The sequence below is a fragment of the Chlorobium sp. genome (genome assembly GCF_036528655.1).
Classification (GTDB): Bacteria; Bacteroidota; Chlorobiia; order Chlorobiales; family Chlorobiaceae; genus Chlorobium.
Genome location: NZ_JAIGND010000036.1, coordinates 35,624 through 54,806, shown reverse-complemented (window position 1 = coordinate 54,806; position 19,183 = coordinate 35,624). Strand labels below are relative to the sequence as shown.

The following is a 19,183-nucleotide window of genomic DNA, read 5'->3' as shown; positions in this document are numbered from 1 at the left end:
TTTTTATCTGTTTTATGAGGATAAAGAAAGAAAAGCGTAATAATCTTTCAGGATATGCAGGTCTTCTGCTCGGAATCGTGCTCATCGCCTATCTGTTCAGCCAGATCGATCTTTACGGCGCGATCTCCAGGATAGCCTCAATCGGGTTTTCTTCGGCACTGCTTCTCCTTCCGTTCCTGATTCTGCATATAACGGAAACCTTCGCATGGATAAAGGTATTTCCGCCAGGAATGAAGGGAATGCCTTTTTTCCCCCTTTTCCGCATCCAGCTTATCGCAGAAACCGTTTCCATGACGCTTCCCGCAGGAGTCGCGATCGGCGAACCTCTCAGGCCGTATCTATGCAGGCGCTTTATCGGTCTTCCCGTTCCTGAATCAGTAGCCAGCGTTGCCGTGCGCAAAATCATGCTTTCTGCGGCGCAGGGTATATACACGGTTCTCGGCGCAATCGCCGGATATGGCTTTCTGCAGGAGGTTTCTGTTCGCATCACCGGTCTTGAAGGACTCGGTATGCTCATGGTTGTCAGCGGACTTGGGGTTATTCTCATTTTCATGCTTTTTCTGCTTCTGCTTCTCAACGGAAGCGTCGCCGCAAAACTGCACCAGCTGCTCATGCTTGTTCCGTTCCGCAAGGTTAAGGAGTGGTTGCTTGAAAAAGAGGCGGGATTTCTTGATACCGATCAGGCGCTCGGCAGTTATAGGGGTTCTCCCGGCAGAGGAAGGCATGTGGCAATGTTTTACTATGTCGTCGCCTGGTTTACGCTTACGATCGAGAGTTATCTCATATTGCTGCTGCTTGGCATCGAGATTCCGTTTTATCAGATTTTTGCCATCGATATTGCTCTTGCCATGCTCCGATCCCTGTTTTTTTTCATTCCTTCGGGCCTTGGCGTCCAGGATATCGGCTATCTGCTTTTTTTTCAGGCAATAGGCATGCCGGATTATTCTGCAAACGGAGCGGCATTCGTGCTTTTGCGCCGGTTCAAGGAGTTGATCTGGTATGCCGTGGGCTATGGGGTTATGTTTCTTTCGGGCGTGCATCTGAAAGATGCCGAAGATGTGGGGGTGAGCGATTCATAATCCGGAATTCGGGATAAAAGGCTGCCTGAAAAGGTCGGATCGATCCTTTTTGCTCGCTTATGAGACAGCCTCTTTTTCAATTGGCTCCAGGTTTTTTCCGGCCGAAGGATTTCTTTAAGCGAGCATGACGGGCTGACAGCACGATATGATCACGAGTAACCCTTCGACAATTGATTTTCTTCCCGAGGATAACCACGTACGGACCGTATCGAGCGGTTTGCCGATGATGATCGATATTGCCCGATGGTTCATTCCGCATATCTCCGAAAGCAATACGGTGAGTTTTTTATCCGTTTCCTGCTGCCGGAGTGAAACGAGCAGCTCTTCGTCAGGATAATTGCACTGTGTCGGTTGGCTTGTTAAGTTAAAAGAGCCGGCATGTTCGTAATAGACCTCTCTGAATGTTCTGAATACTTCAATTTCCGTGGTGTCGGACCGAATGCTTCGATAGGTTTTTTAATACAAGTTCATTGGTTTTCTTCAATGAACCCGTCATCCAGTATCCCAGTGAGTATAGATTGTTCAATAAATCCAATGGTTCTCTTTCTTCTGTTGCCATGGCCAATATGCTTATTTGTTTGCTTGTCGGTTAATAATCGGCGATATCATCAATAGTGTGCGCAACCTGTTCATGAACGCATAACGCCAGACGATTATGACGATACGGGGCGTGAAACGTATGGGTAAGGGCTGATCTGCTATGGTGTGCTATACATTGAGGATATTTTTGGTATTATAATGTGGCTTTGATAAATAAAGTTCCTGTATTTGCAGATTAATGTTCGATTAGTCTCTTTAAGGTGATACTCGGTGTAAAAAAAGTACTTCCGGATGCGTTACGTCTGGAGGGCACCCGTTCGATCATATGGCAGGGATCATTCGATCGTTTCGGTAAATTCATCAGCACGGTTCGGTTTTTGAGGATTTCTTTCAAACCCGACAGGAATCCCTGCGCATGTTAACGGCTTTTTTATATTTTTGATCGGAGCGTTTTACTTCTTATGCGCCTCGATGAAGCCTGTGTTACGAGATGTCGGCGCTAAAGAAGGGCGGAGTGCCGGATGCGTCGCTGCGGAATCAAAGAGCGGGCTGACTGCCCGGCTGGTTTTTCAGGATTTCGTAAACGGAATTTCTGTAACGAATACCCGAAGAGATATTTACAATCGGGCGTTTTTATGAAGAAGATATTATTTGTCTGTGGTTCGATGAATCAGACTACCCAGATGCACCGGATTTCGGAATGGCTGGGAGATTACGACCGTTATTTTACACCGTTTTTCAGTGATGGTCTGCTTGGAGTTGCAAGCGGAATGGGTCTTCTGGAATTCACCATCCTCGGCAGGAAAAGGTCCGGAAGGGCGATGCAGTATCTTGCCGAACACGACCTGAAACTCGATATCGGGGGTATGGGTCGTCATTACGATCTTGTGGTTACCTGCACCGATCTGATCGTCCCCAAAGAGATAATGAGAAAGAAGATCGTGCTGGTGCAGGAAGGAATGACCGAACCCGAGACCATGCTTTTTCATCTTGCCCGTAACTTTCGCTGGGTGCCCCGATGGATTGCCGGAACGGCGACTACCGGCCTGAGCGATGCTTATGAGAAGTTCTGTGTGGCAAGCGAAGGTTACCGCGATCTTTTTATCCGCAAGGGAGTCGATCCCGACAAGATCGAAGTGACCAGCATCCCTAACTTCGATGATTGCGCGAAGTATCTCGTAAACGACTTCGAACATCGCGACTTCGTGCTGGTCTGCACTTCCGACAATCGCGAAACGTTCATCTATGAGAACCGTCGCAGGAATATCGAAAAATACCTGGCTATGGCAGCCGGAAAGCAGCTTGTATTCAAGTTGCATCCGAACGAGAATGTTACCAGGGCCGTACGGGAAATAAAAACTTATGCCCCGGAGAGCCTGGTCTATGCAGAAGGAAAGACCGAAGAGATGATCGCCAATTCGAGTATGCTCATCGCGCAGTTTTCCTCGACGATTTTTGTTGGATCCGCATTGAACAAACCTGTGCATTGCGGCTTGCGCCCCGATGAACTCAGGGCGCTTACCCCGCTGCAGAACAAGTCTGCGGCACGGCGTATTGCCGACGTCTGCCGCAATGTCATTGATGGTTGAGAGGTTCAGGATATAAGAGGATGAAAAAAGAAGCAAAGAATATCGCCATCATACCGGCAAGAGGGGGCTCCAGGGGTCTGCCCGGCAAGAACATCCACCCTGTTGCCGGTCGTCCGCTGCTGGCCTGGACGGTTTCGCAGGCATTGCAGTCCGAGCGGATAGACAGGGTTTTCGTTTCAACCGACGACCCCGATATCGCCTCGGTCGCCAGAGCCTTTGGAGCTGAGGTGATCGATCGCCCTCCGGAAATAAGCGGTGACTGCGCCTCTTCCGAATCAGCATTGCTGCATGCCGTTGAGCGACTCGAAGAAGAGCAGGAAATCCGGATCGGGCTGGTGGTCTTTCTCCAGGCCACGTCGCCCCTGCGCAAACCGGGAGATATCGACCGGGCGATCGAGAGGTTCGAAACCGAAGGCGCCGATTCGCTCATCTCGGTTACCAGGCTTGACGACCTTACGCTGTGGGAACGGCAGGCTCATGGCTGGGAGAGCGTTAACTTCGATTACCGCAACCGCGGAATGCGGCAGGAGCGGGCACCCCAATATATCGAAAATGGCTCCATCTATCTTGTTACTCCGGAGGTACTGAGAAGCCTCGGCAACCGCATCGGCAGAAATCTCGCCGTTTACGAAATGGAGTTCTGGCAGACATGGGAGATTGATTCAATCGAAGAAATCGATTTAATTGAGTATTACCTTTATAAAAAAAAACTGGCGATCCGGGATTCCGGATCGGATAACCCATAGAATTGACTATCCATGCAATTTTTCCTTTCGACTGATCTGGTCATCGGAGTCAACGAGGCGCTGAACCTGCACGAGCAGATACGGCTGGTCGGCATGAGGCGGCCCGGAGTTATTTACGATGCCAATCTTTCTTCAAGCATCTATTTTCAGGATGTTCTGAAAGGCCTGACCGGCCGATGCGGCGAATGCGTACTTTACTGCAACGATTTTTCGGGGGAGCCGACCTATGCTCATCTTGAAAACGTGGCTGAATTTTTTCGCCGGGATGTGCCGGACGGCATTGTGGCAATCGGCGGCGGCAGCACGCTCGACCTCGGTAAGGGGGTGGCCCTTTTGCTTACCAACAATGTTGCCGCACTTTCGCTGAAGGGTTTTCCTCAGGAGGTCAACGATCCGGTTCCGCTCGTCACGGTGCCTTCGCTGCTTGGCAGCGGTGCTGAAATCAGCTTCAATGCGGTTTTTATCGACGAGGCGGAAGGGCGCAAACTCGGTATCAACAGCAGGAAGAACTTTCCAAAGAAAACCCTTGTCGATCCTCAACTTTCGATGACGGCGCCGATTGAGAGCGTGATCGCTTCAGCCATGGACAGTCTCGTGCACTGTGTCGACAGTTTCGGTTCGCAGAAACATACTCCCCTCAGCAGGATTTTTTCCATCGAAGGGTTCCAGCGCACCTTTTTCGCGCTGCAGCAGGGACAGTTCGATCGTGCGGAATCGCGTCTCGATCTGGCTATCGGCAGCATTTGCGGAACTACTGCGCTCATGAACTCCGGCGACGGTCCGACAAACGGTTTTGCCTACTATCTCGGTGTCAGGCACAAGGTGCCTCATGGTTTGGCCGGGGCGATTTTCCTCAAGGAGGTCATGCGCTACAATTTCATGCACGGATACGATAAATACGCGCTGCTCAACCCGATGCGTTCATCGCCTTCGCCAAGGGATGCTACCCGGGAACTCCTCGAAGAGATGGATGATCTCTACCGTCAGCTTGAGATTCCGAATCTCGTTCCTTACGGCTACGGAAAGGGTAATGTCGCAGAACTTGCAAAAAATGCCTCGAATGCGCTCAAGGGGTCGTTTTCCGGAAACCCGGTTGAGTTCACCGAGGAGTCGGCGCGGCATGTCATTTATAATCTGACCTGAACTAATAAAACCAACAAGCTAACCAACATGGCAGGAGCAGAATTAATTGGTCGCGAGGAACTGGCAGAAATACAGGAACTGTTCAGTCACGAAAAAGTGAACCTTTACCGTTACGGGGGTGGTAATTACAAGGCTCGGGAATTCGAGGAACGGTTTGCGGACTACATGGGTGTCAAATACGCGCACGCGGTTTCTTCCGGCACGGCGGCCATCCACTCGGCGCTTGCCGGAGCGGGTATCGGTTCCGGTGACGAAGTGATCACTACCGCATGGACCTTCATTGCACCTGTTGAGGCTATAAGCGCCCTCGGTGCGATACCGGTACCGGTTGAAATCGACGAAACCTACCATCTCGATCCGGCGGAAATCGAAAAAGCCATCACTCCGGCCACCAAAGCCGTTGTGGCCATTCCCATGTGGGCGCCGCCGAAAATGGACGAAATTGCCGCCATTTGCGAAAAGTACGGTCTTACGCTCATCGAGGATGCCGCGCAGGCGCTTGGAGCGACCTACAAAGGGCGCAAGCTCGGCACTATCGGCAAGGTTGGTTCATTTTCGTTCGATGCCGGCAAGACTCTGCATACCGGCGAGGGCGGCATAATCGTGACCAACGACAGGGAGGTGTACGATCGAGCGGCCGAGTTTTCCGACCATGGCCACATGCATATTTCCGGCCTTCCGCGCGGCAAGGATCCGCGCCGCGCAAAAGGACTTAATCTTCGCCTGAGCGAAGTTACCGCATCAATCGGGCTCGCGCAGCTTCGCAAGATCGACCATATCCTTTCTCGCTCGAAGGAGAACAAGAAAAAAATCAAGGAAGCAATCAGGCATCTCGGCAATATTTCTCTGCGTCCTTTCAGCGACGAATCGGGCTCGCAAGGCGATACGCTTATTTTTTGCGTGCGCGACCGCGAAGCGGCCTTGCAATTCGAAGCGCACCTCATGGAGCGAGGGTTCGGCACCAAGATTCTGCCCGAAGCGCTCGACTGGCACTATGCCGGCGTCTGGAGCCATCTGCTGCCGGAATATGACCGTTATCGCGGTGTGGATCTCGAAACGCTGTGGCCGAAAACCGGTGCCATGCTGCGCAGCAGTATATGCCTGAACATTCCGGTGCTGATGGATAACGAGACAATCGGGAAGCTTGCCGAAGCGATTATAACCGGTGCGGAAAAGATCGGGTAAACGCACATAAAAAAAGCCGCGTTGCTGCGGCTTTTTTTATCGGGAGGCGAAGAGCGGATTCGAACCGCTGTACAAGGTTTTGCAGACCTCTGCCTGACCACTCGGCCACTTCGCCCTGTTGTTCAACGGGAAGTAAAGGTAAAAAAAGAAAACCGTTATTTCAAAAACAACGGCCAATAATTTATGCTTTATTCCTCGTTGAGAGGTTCGATGCAATCTTTTCTGATATACTGAGGATTGTTGATCTTTCTCGATACCCGGTAGCTTTCTATAATGCCGTCGACAGCTGGCCTCAGAAGGCATGTTGCCGCTTTTCCGTCTGCATCGAGCCACTCCTGCCATGATTCCTGCTCAAGGATAACCGGCATTCTTTCGTGGATGGACTGCATATCGGCATTCGCTTCTGTTGTGATGATGGCGCAGGAAGTCAGGGGAGGCTTCTTTTCGTCTTTTGGTTGCCAACGGTCCCAGAGTCCGGCCAGCGCCATGGGTCGCTTGTCGGCGCGATGGATGTACCAGGGCTGTTTATTGTCACTCGCGTCTCGCATGGCGCTCGACTTGGGACTCGCGTCTCGCGCAGCGCTCCACTCGTAAAATCCGCTTGCGGGAATCAGGCAGTGGCGGCGGTTCAGCATGTGGCGGAAGTAGGGCTTCGTTCCGAGGCTTTCCGCCCGGGCATTCACGGGTCGTATTTTCGGGATGGTTTCCGCCCAGTGGGGAACGAGCCCCCAATGCGCATTGGCGAGCACGTTTACACCTTCGTCGCCGAGCAGTACGGTTACGGTGTTGTCAGGCGCTATGTTATAACCAGGCATGAACCCGTAGTGTTCTTCCTCCTCGAAAGGCAGTTCGAGCTGCCTGAGCTGATCGAGGAAGTAGCGCAGCTCAAAAAAACCGAATCGTCCGCACATCGTTCCGGGGTTTGGCATTATAAATCATATAACATTTAATCGATACTGAAAAAGTTCCTTTTCCGTATGGTCGAAGTCCAGACCGGTATAACCCTCGATGCCGCACCCGGGGCAGTCTGGAAGGTACTTGCCGATGCTGCGGCATATCCCGAGTGGAATACCATGATCACGTCCCTCGATGGCGAGTTGCGCGAAGGGTGTCCCATACGCATACGGGTCAGGCTTCGCTTCCTGCCCGCGATTCGCCTTCCGTTTGTCGTTACCGCCGTACATCCTGAAAAACGGTTATGCTGGGTCTTGACGTTTCCCGCAGGTCTGTTACGCGTCGAACACTGCTTTTGTATTTCAGGTGATCGCACCGGAGGCGTGAGGTTCGATAATATCGAACGGTTTTCAGGCATCATTGGGGTCCTTGCCGGAAGCGTCATGCGGCGCATGTTCAGGAGCGACTACGAACGGATGAACAAGGCGATAACGCAGAGAGTGCATATGGAGGCCAGTAAACGTGAATCGCTGGAAAATTCCGGTCAGCTGCGGAAAACCCGATGATAAATAAAAAGAGCGATCTGGTTAAAAATCCTTGCAGTATAGAAGCTATCGGGCATTGATGAAGATCGGACTTCATCAATGCTTTCGGTTTGAGGTTACCGGTATCATAAACAGCTTTGTTTTTTTGATTGTGGATGCCGTTGCGCGTCGATTGCCCGGAAAACTCATGTTTTTTATGCTTTTTGTTTACATTTACATGAATAATGTACACGTTCCCGTCTTTCCCCTGCTCTTCTTTTTTACGCGGTTAATGGCCTTTAATGGCGGCAGCGCCATTCTGTTCTGTGGATTTGAAACGCAATGCTGAATTGCCGTTCGTTCCAGCAAAAAGGGTAAAAAGCATGCTTCTTTCAGGATATATAAGGAAGTGCTTCGATGAGGGCACCCGGATATCGCGGTTCAACGTAACCTGGGGCGTGCTTCTTGCTGCGCCGGGACACCTTTTTTTTTATTTTCTTTTGAAATACGGCTTTCTCATGCCGTATGAAAGTTTTGCTTTACGTTTAGCCGGATCATTACTCGCTCTCTTTGCCCTGCTGCTTGTGAGGCTTGATTCTCCGGTGGCAAAGAGGATTTTCCCGTATTATTGGCATTTTACCCTGATATTTGTTTTGCCTTTTATCTTTACGTTTTACCTCCTGAAGAACGATTTTCACGAACTCTGGCTTTACTGGGAAATTTTCATGGTATTCGTTCTGATCGCCTTTGTTCCGAACTGGCTGATGCTGCTCTTCGACCTTGTTCTTGGCATATTGGCGGCGGTAGCTTTTTTTATGCTGACATCTCCAGGCGCTTCGCTGAATCCGGATTTCGATATTGCTGCTTATGCTACAGTGCTTTCGTTCTGCCTTGTGGCAGGTTATCTTTTCAGTTACAGCAACAGAAAGGGACAGGTGGCGCTCGAAAAAAACTTGGCTCTTCAGGCACTTGCCGGCAGTATTGCGCATGAAATGCGTAATCCTCTCAGCCAGGTTCGACTGAATCTCGATATTATTGAGCATCAGCTACCCTCCTGCGGGCGAGAGGATAATGGAAGGTCGGCAGATCTGCAGGAAAATATCATGCAGGTGCTCGACAGCCTCTACCAGCACGTGGCATGGTGCCAGATTGCAGTCAGGCGAGGATCGCAGATCATTACCATGATTCTCGATGAAGTCAATGAAAAACCCATCAGTAAAAACAGTTTTATCCATGCGAGTGCAACGCTGACAACCCGTAAGGCGATAGATGAGTATGGTTTCGAATCTTCGTCGGAGCGGAAGAAGATCGTTTTTCGCAGCAGCCGGGATTTCAAGTTCCGTGTTAACGAAACCATGTATATGTTCGTGCTTTTCAATCTCCTCAAGAATGCGCTTTATGTTCTGGAATCGCGTCCGGAAGCGAAAATTTACATAACGATCGAGCCGGGAGAAGATATTAACAGCGTAAAAGTCAGGGATACTGGACCGGGGATTCCGCCGGAGCATCTGAAGCGGCTATTCGATCCCTACTATACTTCAGGCAAAAAAGGGGGAACGGGATTGGGGCTTTCATACTGCAAGCGGGTTATGCATGCTTTCAACGGCGATATCACCTGTAATTCAGAAGAAGGCTCCTACACAGAGTTCGTGCTCGACTTTCCTGTGGTTTCCCGGGAGCAGTTACAGGCAAGCCTCGAAGGGCTGATCAATGAAAATCGCGATCTTTTTGGAGCGAAGCGTATTCTCGTGGTTGACGACAGGGAACAGGACAGGAAAGAGGTGCGCAGGGTGCTTGGGGAAGTTGTTGCTTTTCTGGACGAGGCAGCCGATGGCAGGGAGGCCATCGAAAAGCTGCGCAGCGCCCCCTACGATCTTGTTATAATGAATCTTTTCATGCCGGTGCTCGATGGTTACGAGGCCACGGAACTGATACGGCAGGGAGATGCTGGTAAATCAGCTTCCGTCGTTCCCGTTCTGGGCTATACTGAGCAACCTTATGCTGTTGTCCATGCAAAGACGATCAAGGCGGGAATGCAGGGTTTGCTTGCAAAACCCTGTACTGACGAGGAGTTGATTATGGGTCTTGCTGGAGTTTTTCGGGAGCTCGAAGGCATTCAGCTCCAGCGTCTTCATGGGCGAAGGGTGCTGATTGTCGACGATTCGTCGGTCAACCGGATCGGACTTGCCATGATGCTCGAAAAATACGGCATGCATGCCGAGGAGGCGAAGAACGGGCGGGATGCACTCGAAAAGATAGAATCCTCCAGGTTCGATATGGTGCTCATGGATATCGGGATGCCCATAGTCGACGGTATCGAGGCTACCAGGCGGATACGAAAATCGGCAAGAGAGGATATTGCTGTTCTTCCGGTGATCGGTTTCAGCGGCGAATCGGATGAGCAACTCGTTCGTGAAGCTCTATCTTCAGGGATGAATGATTACGTCGTGAAGCCTGTCGATATCCGCGTGCTTGCCGAAAAGATCAGCAAGGTTCTCTGATTATCGTGGGGGCAGCTTTTATCCTTCAATGGGCAGCTGTCAACTATTAACAATCATGCAATCGGCGATGAAACACGTTCGAAGCCTTTTTCTGCCTGCAGTTTTCATGCTGATTACAGGTATCGCCCAGGCTGATATCTTCTTTTTTCGGGATGCTTCGGGAAAAACCCGGAGCGAGGAAGTATTCACTCCGGCTCCGGGCAGCGTCGAACGCAAGGCAATACTCGACGTCATGCGTATGAAGGTCAGGGAGCTTCATGAGCTCGATGTTGTTTTCGTCGTGAAGTCAATGAAGGTCTGCGAGGGGTGGGCATGGGTGCATACGCAGCCCCGGTCTATGGACGGAAACTCTCGGTATGAGGACTTTTATGCTCTCTTGCAAAGGGTTAAGGGTACATGGACTATCGTCGAAATACCCTGTACCGAACCGGATGATCCTGCATGTATGGACAGTTCCGGTTATTTCGGAAAACTTTCATCGCGTTTTCCCGGATTGCCTGCGGTTATTCTGCCTTCAAAAGGAAAACGCCATGAATGAAATGCTATTACCATCCGGGATCCGTCTGCATGTTTTCGTTACGGGGCGGTATCCGTTAAGAAAAACCGGCCGCTGAGCAGGCCCGGCAATCAAACCGGGTTCAGCCTCGATGCCAGGGCTCAGAAATTTGCCTGTCAACACCAGTCAACATGCAGAATCCATCCTCCACCCGCCTCGATCAGGAATTATCCGGATCGGCAGCACCCGATAACATCCACTCAGAACCGCAGGATCATATCGTACCTGAACAGGCGAGTATCTATAAAACAATTTTTGAGCATATCAGGGATGGCGTTTTTGTTCATAGAATGTTCGAAAACGGCAAAACCGGACGGTTTGAACTGGTTAACCCAGCCGCATGCCGAATGAGCGGTTACACCGAGGAGGAGTTGCTCGGGATGGGCCCGGAGGATCTTCATCCTCAAGAGGATATGCAAGCCATTCTGGCAAATTTCCTGGGCGGGCTGGAAAAAAACAGGAAATGTCTGTTCGATGCGGTCCTGCTGCATAAAGACGGTTATCTGATTGATGCGGAGATCAGCGTTACGATGGTAGCCAACGCTGAAAGCGATTACATTATTACCACGGTACACGACGTTACCCTTCGCAACAGGGCGTATCGCGATCTTGCCGAAAGCAAGAGCAGATTACAGCTTATCATGGATGCCGCTCATGCGGGTATCTGGGAGTGGAATACAAAGACTGACAGCAATATCTGGACGGATGAACTGTTTCGTCTCTATGGACTCGATAAGGATTGTACCGAGGCATCCTATGATGCCTGGCTGAAATCCATACTGCCCGAAGAGAGGGAGGAAACCGAAAGAGTCGTGATCGAAGCGGCAAGGAAAGCTGAAGAATTTACTATCGAGTGGCAGGTCAGGCAGGCTGACGGCGCTGAACGATGGCTTATGTCGAAAGGTACCCCGTTCAAAGACGAAGAAGGCGAGGTAAGCCGATATGTAGGAATCGTGATCGATATAACGATGCTCAAGCTCGCACAGAAGGCCGAAATGAAAGAGCAGTCCTTTCGCAAAGCAGTTATTGAGAGTATTCCCGGGACGTTTTATATGATTGATATCGAGGGACGATATGCTGCATGGAATGCGTATCAGCGAGATGTGATTATCGGCAAACCGGAATATGAGATGCGTGAAGCCGAAGCGATTCGAAGCATTCATCCGGAAGATCGAGTGGTGATTCAGAAAAAAATCACCAATGTACTTGAAGAAGGAACTGTCGAAATTGCGGAGGGGAGGGTGCTGCTTTGCGGAGGACCTGCATTCCGCTGGTTTCTGATGACCGGTCGGCGTATTGTTTTCGACGGTAAGCCTTATCTGATAGGTATCGGCATAGACATTACCGATCGTAAACGGATCGAGGACATGCAGAGCTTCCTTGCCCGTATTACATCGTTGCCGGCATCCGACTCTTTTTTCAGCGCTCTGGCTCGATACCTCGCCGATTGCCTCGGCGTGGATGTTGTGCATATCGGGCGATTCGAACGTGATGGCTCAGCCATGACGACGCTTGGTATATGGAGTATCGGATATGATACGGATGAAATATCCGATGCGGCGTGGAACATGCTCCCTGCGGCAGCACTGGATGAAAACGGAATATGCATCCATCTCTCAGGCGTACGCGATCTGTTTCCGCAGGATCGGTTGTTTCAGTACCTTCGGGCAGAAAGCTATATAGCCGCGACGCTTTTTGACCATAACGGGCAATCGATCGGAATCATCAGGGTTATCGGTAGAGGTTTGCTTGAAAACGGCAATCTTGCCGAAACGATCATAAAACTCGTATCGATGCGCCTGTCGGGGGAAATTCTGCGAATTGAAGCAGAAAAAGCCTTGCAGAAAAGTGAAAAAAAATATCGGGAATTGTATGAAACCCTGCCGATAGGCTTGTATCAGAGTGATCTGGGAGGGCGCATCATAACGGCTAACGAATGTTGTCTTCAGATAGCCCGTGCTGACAAAGAGGATCGAGACTGGTGGTTAATGCAAGATACGCGCGAAAGTTACGTCGATCCCGAGGATGCATTGCGGCTCAGGGAACTGCTTATGAGAGACGGATACGTCAGCGGTTTCGAGTCGAGATTCAAGCGTCGTGATGGCACAATCGCCTGGCTGAGCAATACGGCAACACTTGTATATAACGAAAAAGGCGAGGCGGATTTCATAAGCGGATCGTTTATCGATATTACAGAGCGAAAATTGGCTGAGGAGGCAAAAGAAAAGCTTGAAATTCAGCTTCAGCAATCGCAGAAAATGGAGCTTGTCGGTCGACTTGCCGGAGGTATAGCTCACGACTTCAACAATATGCTTGGCGTTATTCTTGGTAATGCCGAGCTGGCTCTTGCTTCAGAAAACCTTGATCCAGCCAATACAGAACATATCGAGGAGGTTGTAAATGCGGCCAACCGTTCTGCGAATCTGACCGGACAGCTTCTTGCTTTCGCAAGAAAACAGACTGTTACGCCGAAAATCGTGGAGTTGAACATCCTGGTGGAAGGGATGCTGAATATGCTGAGGAGATTGATCGGAGAGGATATATATCTTTGCTGGCAGCCCTGCACATTGCAACTGTTCGTTAATATCGATCCTTCGCAAATCGATCAGATTCTTGTAAATCTTTGCGTTAATGCCCGCGATGCTATAGTCGATGTGGGAACGGTTACTATTGAAACAGGCGCAAGGAGCATTGACAAAACTGATGGCGACGCATATTCGATGGTAACGCCCGGCGAATATGTTATGCTTGCAGTAACCGATACCGGTTGCGGGATCGAAAAGCGACATTTCGAACATATTTTCGAGCCTTTTTTTACGACCAAGGAGATCGGAAAAGGCACCGGACTCGGTCTTTCGACAGTTTACGGCATCGTGAAGCAGAATAACGGTTTTATCAATCTTGAAAGCCAACCCGGAAAGGGAGCGTCATTCAGGATTTATCTGCCCCACGTTGTCAAAACACTGCATCAGCCAGCCGAAGATCAACCGGTTTCTCCTGTTGTTCAGGGAAAAGGGACCATACTGCTTGTAGAAGACGAACCGGAAATACTGAAGCTATGCAGGATGGTACTCGAAAAAATCGGTTATTCGGTATTTACTGCCAATACGCCGGAAAAAGCCCTTCAGATAGCAGAAGAACCTGGAAGGGCAATTCATCTGCTCCTTACTGATGTGATTATGCCGGAAATGAACGGACGCGATCTTGCCTTCAAACTGCACTCGATTCAACCGGAAATGAAGGTAATTTATATGTCGGGGTATACTGCCGATAATATCGCAAGTCATGGAGTTATCGATACCGATGTCCAGTTTATCCAGAAGCCGTTCAGTATAAATACACTGAGGCAAAAAGTTTGTAATGTTCTTGAGGGAAACGCAATAAGTGTGTCGTAGTGAACCACTTTAGGTGCTGAGGGAAATTACGTCGGTTTTCAGGAGCGGGTTGCAAACCATTCAGCAGGTTAAAGTCCGGAGTATCGTTTCTCGGTATGCCGACGAACAAGCGGTTCATGTTCTCGGGTACATATCCGGGAAGCGAAGAGCCGTCAACACGCAAGAGCTGGTATTCAGGAACTTTGCCCCTCCAGTCAGTCGTGTGTCCTTATTTGCCGGAAAGAGATCGGTACCCTGCTTGATTCCGAAATTTCCAGCATTGCATGGTTCAGGAGCAGAATCGCAGGAATCATATACGGGTTATGAATGAGGATGTTTATTGTTCTGCGTAATAATAGCGGTTTGTTTGTTGCTATCTCTTTGTATAAAAAAGAGATAAATTTTCAGTTTTTATTAAAGGATTGTTACATTGAAGTAAAGGTGGATATATGTTTTCTTTATTCAAAGATCACGGTATTTCCTTGTTTTCATCTGGCTGCCTGCTATTCCGACATGGTTTTTCAATGGAAATTCGATGTCGCGGTAAGTTTGGCTGAATTGTTAATTTACTGACCGGCGGATAATTTCTGAAGCGCACGTCGTAAGTCCCGCATCCCCGACAAGCTGTAACATCGCGATTAATAACCGTATGCTTCCTAATTTCAATCATTCTTTTCTTTTGAATTCAATCGACGCATGGGAGGAGGATCGCAGGGATCGTTTCGATCTTGAAGCTCTTACGCTGTCTTTCCACGAATCGGTACCGGCTCTTGGTTTCATCGACTGGAAGATTACGGATGTCGAGCGCGGTTATGCCGAAACGGAACTTCCGCTTATTCCTAATTCATCGAATCAGTACATTGCCCACCAAGGCCCGCTTATGTTGCTTGCCGCAGAATACACTGGCGGGTTGGCCCTGACCACTCTGTTTCATCGTGTGCCGATTATCGGGTTCTGGCCTTCGGTGGATGAAAACGCCGGTTACATGTGGGGAGCGAAGGCTTCCATCAAATGGATCACTCCCAGCTGTCATAACCTGACCTGCAAGGCACGGATCGACAAAGAGCGATGGGAAGGGCTTGCCAGACGATTTGCCAGCAGCAGCAAGATAGTTGTGACTGTTCCCGTGCACATGTACAACGGCGAGAAGCTTGTTGCCACGGCCGATTTTACCTACTGGACGCAGGATATCAGGGGGCTTAAACGAAATGCTTACGATATTGACAAGATCGATCTGCTCTATGAGCACAAGACCAAAACAACGGCAAAACTGATTGTAGGATTGCGCGCACTTGAACAGGAGAAGCCACGGGAAGAGAGGCGGTTTGACGATCCTTATGCCTTCATGCTGGCCGGAAAGCACGGCATTACCCTTGCCAGAAGGTTCAGCGTGGCTACTCCGCAGCTTCAGAACATGATAGCTGCCCGTACGCGGCATATTGACGAGTGCGTACGGGCTTTCGCTTCGGGAAAAACGAAATTCAATGTGGTCAATATCGGTTCAGGTTACGACAGCAGGTTCTGGCGGCTTGATTTTCCTCATGCCGTCGTTTACGATCTCGACCTGCCGGTCATGCTGCATGAACGACAAAGCATTTTCAATTACGATAAAAATATACCGGTACGCGCCGTTCCCATAGACCTTGAAAACCAGCCGATCGATCAGGCGCTGCAGGAACGATCGGATTTCGATCCCGGGTTGCCGACGTTTTTTATCTGGGAGGGGGGCTCGATGTATTTCAGGGAAATGATTATTGACGGCATCCTCCGTTCGATAAAAAAGATCATGCAGGAGGATTCCTGCATCTGGCTTGATTATGTGTCGCAGGATCTGATAGAAATCCGAACGGGTATACGCGAAGCTGAAGGATTCATTCACAATATACGGAAAATGGGCGAGCCCTTCATTAACGGATATAACGATATCGAAGATCTTGCCGACAGGTACGATTTTATCATAGAACAGGACATTCGTTCCGGAGAGCTTCTCGATATCGAAGAGGATGTTTATAACCATTACAGTTTCTGTGTTCTGAAAAGCTAATATGCTCTTATCGATGACCCCCAGATACTCTTCCAGATCCTCTTTTCTGAAACGCCTGGAGGATTTTTTCCTGAAAGACTACGATCGTAACGAACTGACGATCAATTATATCAGGTACATAGGGCTATGGGGCCATCCGCTCTATTACCTGCTCTGTACGGTTGTTTTTCCTCAGCCTTACGAGTCTTTCGAGCTTCGTTTCGCAACGGCGGTAACCTTTGTGCCGATTCTGTTCCACAACCGTTATCCCGTCAGGTTCAGGCCGTTGATGATGATATACTGGTATTTATGGCTGACCTTTACCTTTCCTGTTGTGTTTACCTACCTGATGCTGATGAATGACTTTTCAGGTCTGTGGCTGGTTGCCGAAACCGTCATGCTGTTCGTGTTCATCATTTTTATCACCAATTACTTTCTCCTGGCATTTCTTTTCGTTTCCGGTATTGCCATCGCTTATGCGGGATTCTTTGTCGCTACCGGCACTCATCTGACGATTACGCAGCATATTATCGAATACTTCCTGTCTGTGCCGATTGCTATTCTGCTTGGTTTGCTGGTCAATTCCACCAATAAAAAGGGTGCTCTGGCAAACGAGCGGAATACGGTGCTGCAGTCTCTGGCAGGGAGCATCGCTCACGAGATGCGCAACCCCCTCGGCCAGATTCGGCACTGCCTTTACAGCATACAGAACCTTTTGCCGCAGGTAACGCCCGAAGAGTATAACAAACCGATCGGCAAGGAGAGGCTCGAAAGTCTCTACGAACGGGTGGTTCGTGGTCAGATGGCCGTAAAACGAGGTGCCCAGGTGATTGATATGGTTCTCAGCGAAGTTCGCGAGAAGCCTATAGGGCCGGAGAGTTTTACCTATCTGTCCGCTGCCAGGGTTACGCGCAACGCGCTCGATGAATTCGGCTATGAATCTGAACAGGACAGGAAGCGCGTTCATCTTGTCACGAAAGATCAGTTCGTTTTTCATATCAACGAAACGCTTTTCGTTTTCGTGCTCTTCAACCTGCTGAAGAATGCCCTTTTCTATTTCAAAACCTGTCCCGATAGTCAGATCACGGTACGCCTTGAGACAGGTAAAACTCATAATTATATATACTTTCATGATTCGGGGCCGGGAATATCGAGCGAGGCTCTGCCGCATATTTTTGACAGCTTTTTCACCAAAGGCAAGACTGCAGGTACCGGTCTCGGGCTGGCTTACTGCAAGCGGATCATGACCGCTTTCGGCGGGGATATTGTCTGTAAATCGATAGAAGGCCAGTACACCGAGTTCACGCTTTCTTTTCCGGTTATTTCCGAAAAGGAGATGAACATCTACACGGAGCGCGTCATATCCATGGGAATGGCCGATTTTAAGGGAAAACATCTGCTGATCGTTGACGACGAAGCGCTTTACCGCATAGTCCTGAAAAAGTATCTTGCTCCTCTGGAGGTTGAGGTCGACGAGGCGGTCGATGGGCGGGAAGCATTGCATAAGCTCGCTGAAAGACGGTACGATCTTGTTATCATGGACCTGAACATGCCTTCCATGGGCGGTTATGAAGCGGTCGAAAGGCTGCGCCGCGGCGAAGCAGGTCAGGAAGCCTGTTCGGTGCCTGTTGCGGCACACAGTTCAGAGTCCGTCATGACCGCACGAAGCAGATCGGAAAACGCGGGAATGCAGGCTTTTATCGCCAAGCCCTGCAGCCAGGCGGAACTTATCACTTCTCTGCGATCCGTGATCAATGCCGTCCCTGAGGGAAAATATCCGGGTTCTCCGTTTTCCGGACGAAAAGTGCTGCTGGTGGACGATTCAGCTCTGAATCGCGACCTGCTCGCGATGTATCTCAGAGACAAGGGAATTGTCGTGACCGTTTCGGATAGCGGTGATCAGGCGCTGGAGATTCTGAGAAAGCAGGATTTCGAGTTGATGATAACCGATATTCATATGCCGGGAATGGATGGACTCGAACTGACTCGCAGGATTCGATCGAGCCGGAACCACCGTTATGCCCGGATGCCTGTTATCGGGCTCAGCGGGGCGATTGAAGAGGAGGCTGCGGCGAGAAACGCGGGAATGAATGACTTTCGCGTCAAAACGGACAGCCCCAGACTGCTTCTTGCCTCCATTGGCAGGCAACTGTCGGTTCCTGCAGAAAATCCTCTTCAGGATAAAGCGGTGAAAGAGTATGCTCACTCAACAGCAGTTACTTCTGCATACGGTCTGTCGTTATCGGAGAGCGAAGATCTCTTGCGCATTTTTCATGAGGAGTTTAAGGATATGCCAGCAACTCTTCGCCGGGCTCTTGAGGAAGCTGATATCGAAAGTCTTAAACAACAGGCGCATAAACTTAAAGGGAGTGCCGCCATTCTTGGCATCGTATCGCTCAGCAAGGCAGCCGAAGAACTTGAAATGCATTGCCGTAACGGAAGAACCGAAGATCCTCGCTCCAAAGTAGAGCACATCGTCGAAGCTCTTGAGGCATTGTTGGCGGAAAAGGTCTGAAATGCAAGACCCTGATTTTCCCTCGATTCCTTTTTCAGATAATTCCTGTGTATATTGAAGCATGACGTTTCATGACCAGTGGGCATCGTACGCCCGGACGGTCGTTAATCCAATTCATACAGGAGAAGTATTATGCTGAAGGACGCTGCGGCTGCGGCTGGAGGTGCAATCCTCCTTACGCCATTAGGAATGCCTTTCGTAATGCACGGTGTTGCCGGCATGCTTGTCGGCGGAGCCGGTTTGTTCGTTGCCGATTCGCTTTTGAAACAGGTGCTCGAAGTTGTGGATACATCGCAGAAAAACTCCGGGAGCGCCAGTGATAACCAGGAGGGTAATGCGCCGGATTCCGGAGAGATATGAACGAGGGTGTGGACAATATAGGACTCGAACCTATGACCTCTCGCGTGTGAAGCGAACGCTCTAACCAACTGAGCTAATTGTCCTTATGCCGTCGAAAACGTATACGTTTTCGCAAATGATAAGCGATAAGGTAAGGAACGCATACAAAATATCA

The 19,183-nt window shown here is 49.9% G+C and carries 14 protein-coding genes and 2 tRNA genes; 12 read left to right on the top strand and 4 right to left on the bottom strand.

Features of this window, described 5'->3' with window-relative positions; all coding sequences use genetic code 11:
* Nucleotides 1-14 precede the first annotated feature (14 nt).
* On the top strand, nt 15-1,079 hold the full coding sequence (locus K4305_RS10670) for a lysylphosphatidylglycerol synthase transmembrane domain-containing protein (protein WP_331562421.1): 1,065 nt from the start codon (nt 15-17) through the stop codon (nt 1,077-1,079).
* 114 nt (nt 1,080-1,193) lie between these two features.
* On the opposite strand, the gene K4305_RS10665 is transcribed toward K4305_RS10670, so the two are convergent.
* Nucleotides 1,194-1,331, bottom strand: a complete 138-nt coding sequence (locus K4305_RS10665) for a hypothetical protein (RefSeq protein ID WP_331562420.1) — start codon at nt 1,329-1,331, stop codon at nt 1,194-1,196.
* A 923-nt stretch (nt 1,332-2,254) separates the two neighbouring features.
* On the opposite strand from K4305_RS10665, the gene K4305_RS10660 reads away from it, so the two are divergent.
* The 4 genes from K4305_RS10660 to K4305_RS10645 are packed head-to-tail and all read left to right on the top strand — an operon-like array spanning nt 2,255 to nt 6,282.
* Complete coding sequence (locus tag K4305_RS10660) at nt 2,255-3,208, top strand: hypothetical protein (RefSeq protein ID WP_331562419.1); 954 nt, start codon at nt 2,255-2,257, stop codon at nt 3,206-3,208.
* A 20-nt stretch (nt 3,209-3,228) separates the two neighbouring features.
* Nucleotides 3,229-3,954: an acylneuraminate cytidylyltransferase family protein gene (locus K4305_RS10655; RefSeq protein ID WP_331562418.1), complete on the top strand. Its 726-nt coding sequence runs from the start codon at nt 3,229-3,231 to the stop codon at nt 3,952-3,954.
* 12 nt (nt 3,955-3,966) lie between these two features.
* Entirely contained in the window at nt 3,967-5,097 is a 1,131-nt protein-coding gene (locus tag K4305_RS10650) for an iron-containing alcohol dehydrogenase (RefSeq protein WP_331562417.1), read from the top strand.
* Between the two features lie 27 nt (nt 5,098-5,124).
* A complete protein-coding gene (locus K4305_RS10645; protein WP_331562416.1) occupies nt 5,125-6,282 on the top strand; it encodes a DegT/DnrJ/EryC1/StrS aminotransferase family protein in 1,158 nt (385 codons plus the stop codon).
* A 44-nt stretch (nt 6,283-6,326) separates the two neighbouring features.
* Here K4305_RS10645 and K4305_RS10640 read toward each other — a convergent pair.
* A tRNA-Cys gene (locus K4305_RS10640) sits at nt 6,327-6,397 on the bottom strand.
* Between the two features lie 73 nt (nt 6,398-6,470).
* On the bottom strand, nt 6,471-7,211 hold the full coding sequence (locus K4305_RS10635) for an SOS response-associated peptidase (protein ID WP_331562415.1): 741 nt from the start codon (nt 7,209-7,211) through the stop codon (nt 6,471-6,473).
* A 48-nt stretch (nt 7,212-7,259) separates the two neighbouring features.
* On the opposite strand from K4305_RS10635, the gene K4305_RS10630 reads away from it, so the two are divergent.
* From K4305_RS10630 to K4305_RS10600, 7 genes are all read left to right on the top strand, one after another.
* Nucleotides 7,260-7,742 carry an SRPBCC domain-containing protein gene (locus K4305_RS10630; RefSeq protein WP_331562414.1) on the top strand — a complete coding sequence of 161 codons (483 nt, stop codon included), beginning with the start codon at nt 7,260-7,262 and terminating at the stop codon, nt 7,740-7,742.
* 341 nt (nt 7,743-8,083) lie between these two features.
* Nucleotides 8,084-10,201, top strand: a complete 2,118-nt coding sequence (locus K4305_RS10625) for an ATP-binding response regulator (protein ID WP_331562413.1) — start codon at nt 8,084-8,086, stop codon at nt 10,199-10,201.
* A gap of 67 nt (nt 10,202-10,268) precedes the next feature.
* Nucleotides 10,269-10,739 (top strand): hypothetical protein, encoded by a 471-nt coding sequence (locus tag K4305_RS10620; protein ID WP_331562411.1) that lies wholly within the window; start codon nt 10,269-10,271, stop codon nt 10,737-10,739.
* A gap of 149 nt (nt 10,740-10,888) precedes the next feature.
* A complete protein-coding gene (locus K4305_RS10615; protein WP_331562410.1) occupies nt 10,889-14,152 on the top strand; it encodes a PAS domain S-box protein in 3,264 nt (1,087 codons plus the stop codon).
* Between the two features lie 658 nt (nt 14,153-14,810).
* Nucleotides 14,811-16,175 (top strand): SAM-dependent methyltransferase, encoded by a 1,365-nt coding sequence (locus K4305_RS10610; protein WP_331562409.1) that lies wholly within the window; start codon nt 14,811-14,813, stop codon nt 16,173-16,175.
* Nucleotides 16,176-16,188: 13 nt separating this feature from the next.
* Nucleotides 16,189-18,669, top strand: a complete 2,481-nt coding sequence (locus K4305_RS10605) for an ATP-binding response regulator (protein WP_331562408.1) — start codon at nt 16,189-16,191, stop codon at nt 18,667-18,669.
* Nucleotides 18,670-18,801: 132 nt separating this feature from the next.
* On the top strand, nt 18,802-19,029 hold the full coding sequence (locus tag K4305_RS10600) for a hypothetical protein (protein WP_331562407.1): 228 nt from the start codon (nt 18,802-18,804) through the stop codon (nt 19,027-19,029).
* 9 nt (nt 19,030-19,038) lie between these two features.
* Here the strand turns inward: K4305_RS10600 and K4305_RS10595 are convergent.
* Nucleotides 19,039-19,112, bottom strand: a tRNA-Val gene (locus tag K4305_RS10595).
* Nucleotides 19,113-19,183: the final 71 nt, after the last annotated feature.

Excerpts from the sequence above, each read along its gene's own strand:
- K4305_RS10670 (WP_331562421.1), top strand. The coding sequence starts at position 15 with ATGAGGATAAAGAAAGAAAAGCGTAATAATCTTTCAGGATATGCAGGT.
- K4305_RS10665 (WP_331562420.1), bottom strand. The coding sequence starts at position 1,331 with ATGAACCATCGGGCAATATCGATCATCATCGGCAAACCGCTCGATACG.
- K4305_RS10660 (WP_331562419.1), top strand. The coding sequence starts at position 2,255 with ATGAAGAAGATATTATTTGTCTGTGGTTCGATGAATCAGACTACCCAG.
- K4305_RS10655 (WP_331562418.1), top strand. The coding sequence starts at position 3,229 with ATGAAAAAAGAAGCAAAGAATATCGCCATCATACCGGCAAGAGGGGGC.
- K4305_RS10650 (WP_331562417.1), top strand. The coding sequence starts at position 3,967 with ATGCAATTTTTCCTTTCGACTGATCTGGTCATCGGAGTCAACGAGGCG.
- K4305_RS10645 (WP_331562416.1), top strand. The coding sequence starts at position 5,125 with ATGGCAGGAGCAGAATTAATTGGTCGCGAGGAACTGGCAGAAATACAG.
- K4305_RS10635 (WP_331562415.1), bottom strand. The coding sequence starts at position 7,211 with ATGCCAAACCCCGGAACGATGTGCGGACGATTCGGTTTTTTTGAGCTG.
- K4305_RS10630 (WP_331562414.1), top strand. The coding sequence starts at position 7,260 with ATGGTCGAAGTCCAGACCGGTATAACCCTCGATGCCGCACCCGGGGCA.
- K4305_RS10625 (WP_331562413.1), top strand. The coding sequence starts at position 8,084 with ATGCTTCTTTCAGGATATATAAGGAAGTGCTTCGATGAGGGCACCCGG.
- K4305_RS10620 (WP_331562411.1), top strand. The coding sequence starts at position 10,269 with ATGAAACACGTTCGAAGCCTTTTTCTGCCTGCAGTTTTCATGCTGATT.
- K4305_RS10615 (WP_331562410.1), top strand. The coding sequence starts at position 10,889 with ATGCAGAATCCATCCTCCACCCGCCTCGATCAGGAATTATCCGGATCG.
- K4305_RS10605 (WP_331562408.1), top strand. The coding sequence starts at position 16,189 with ATGACCCCCAGATACTCTTCCAGATCCTCTTTTCTGAAACGCCTGGAG.
- K4305_RS10600 (WP_331562407.1), top strand. The coding sequence starts at position 18,802 with ATGCTGAAGGACGCTGCGGCTGCGGCTGGAGGTGCAATCCTCCTTACG.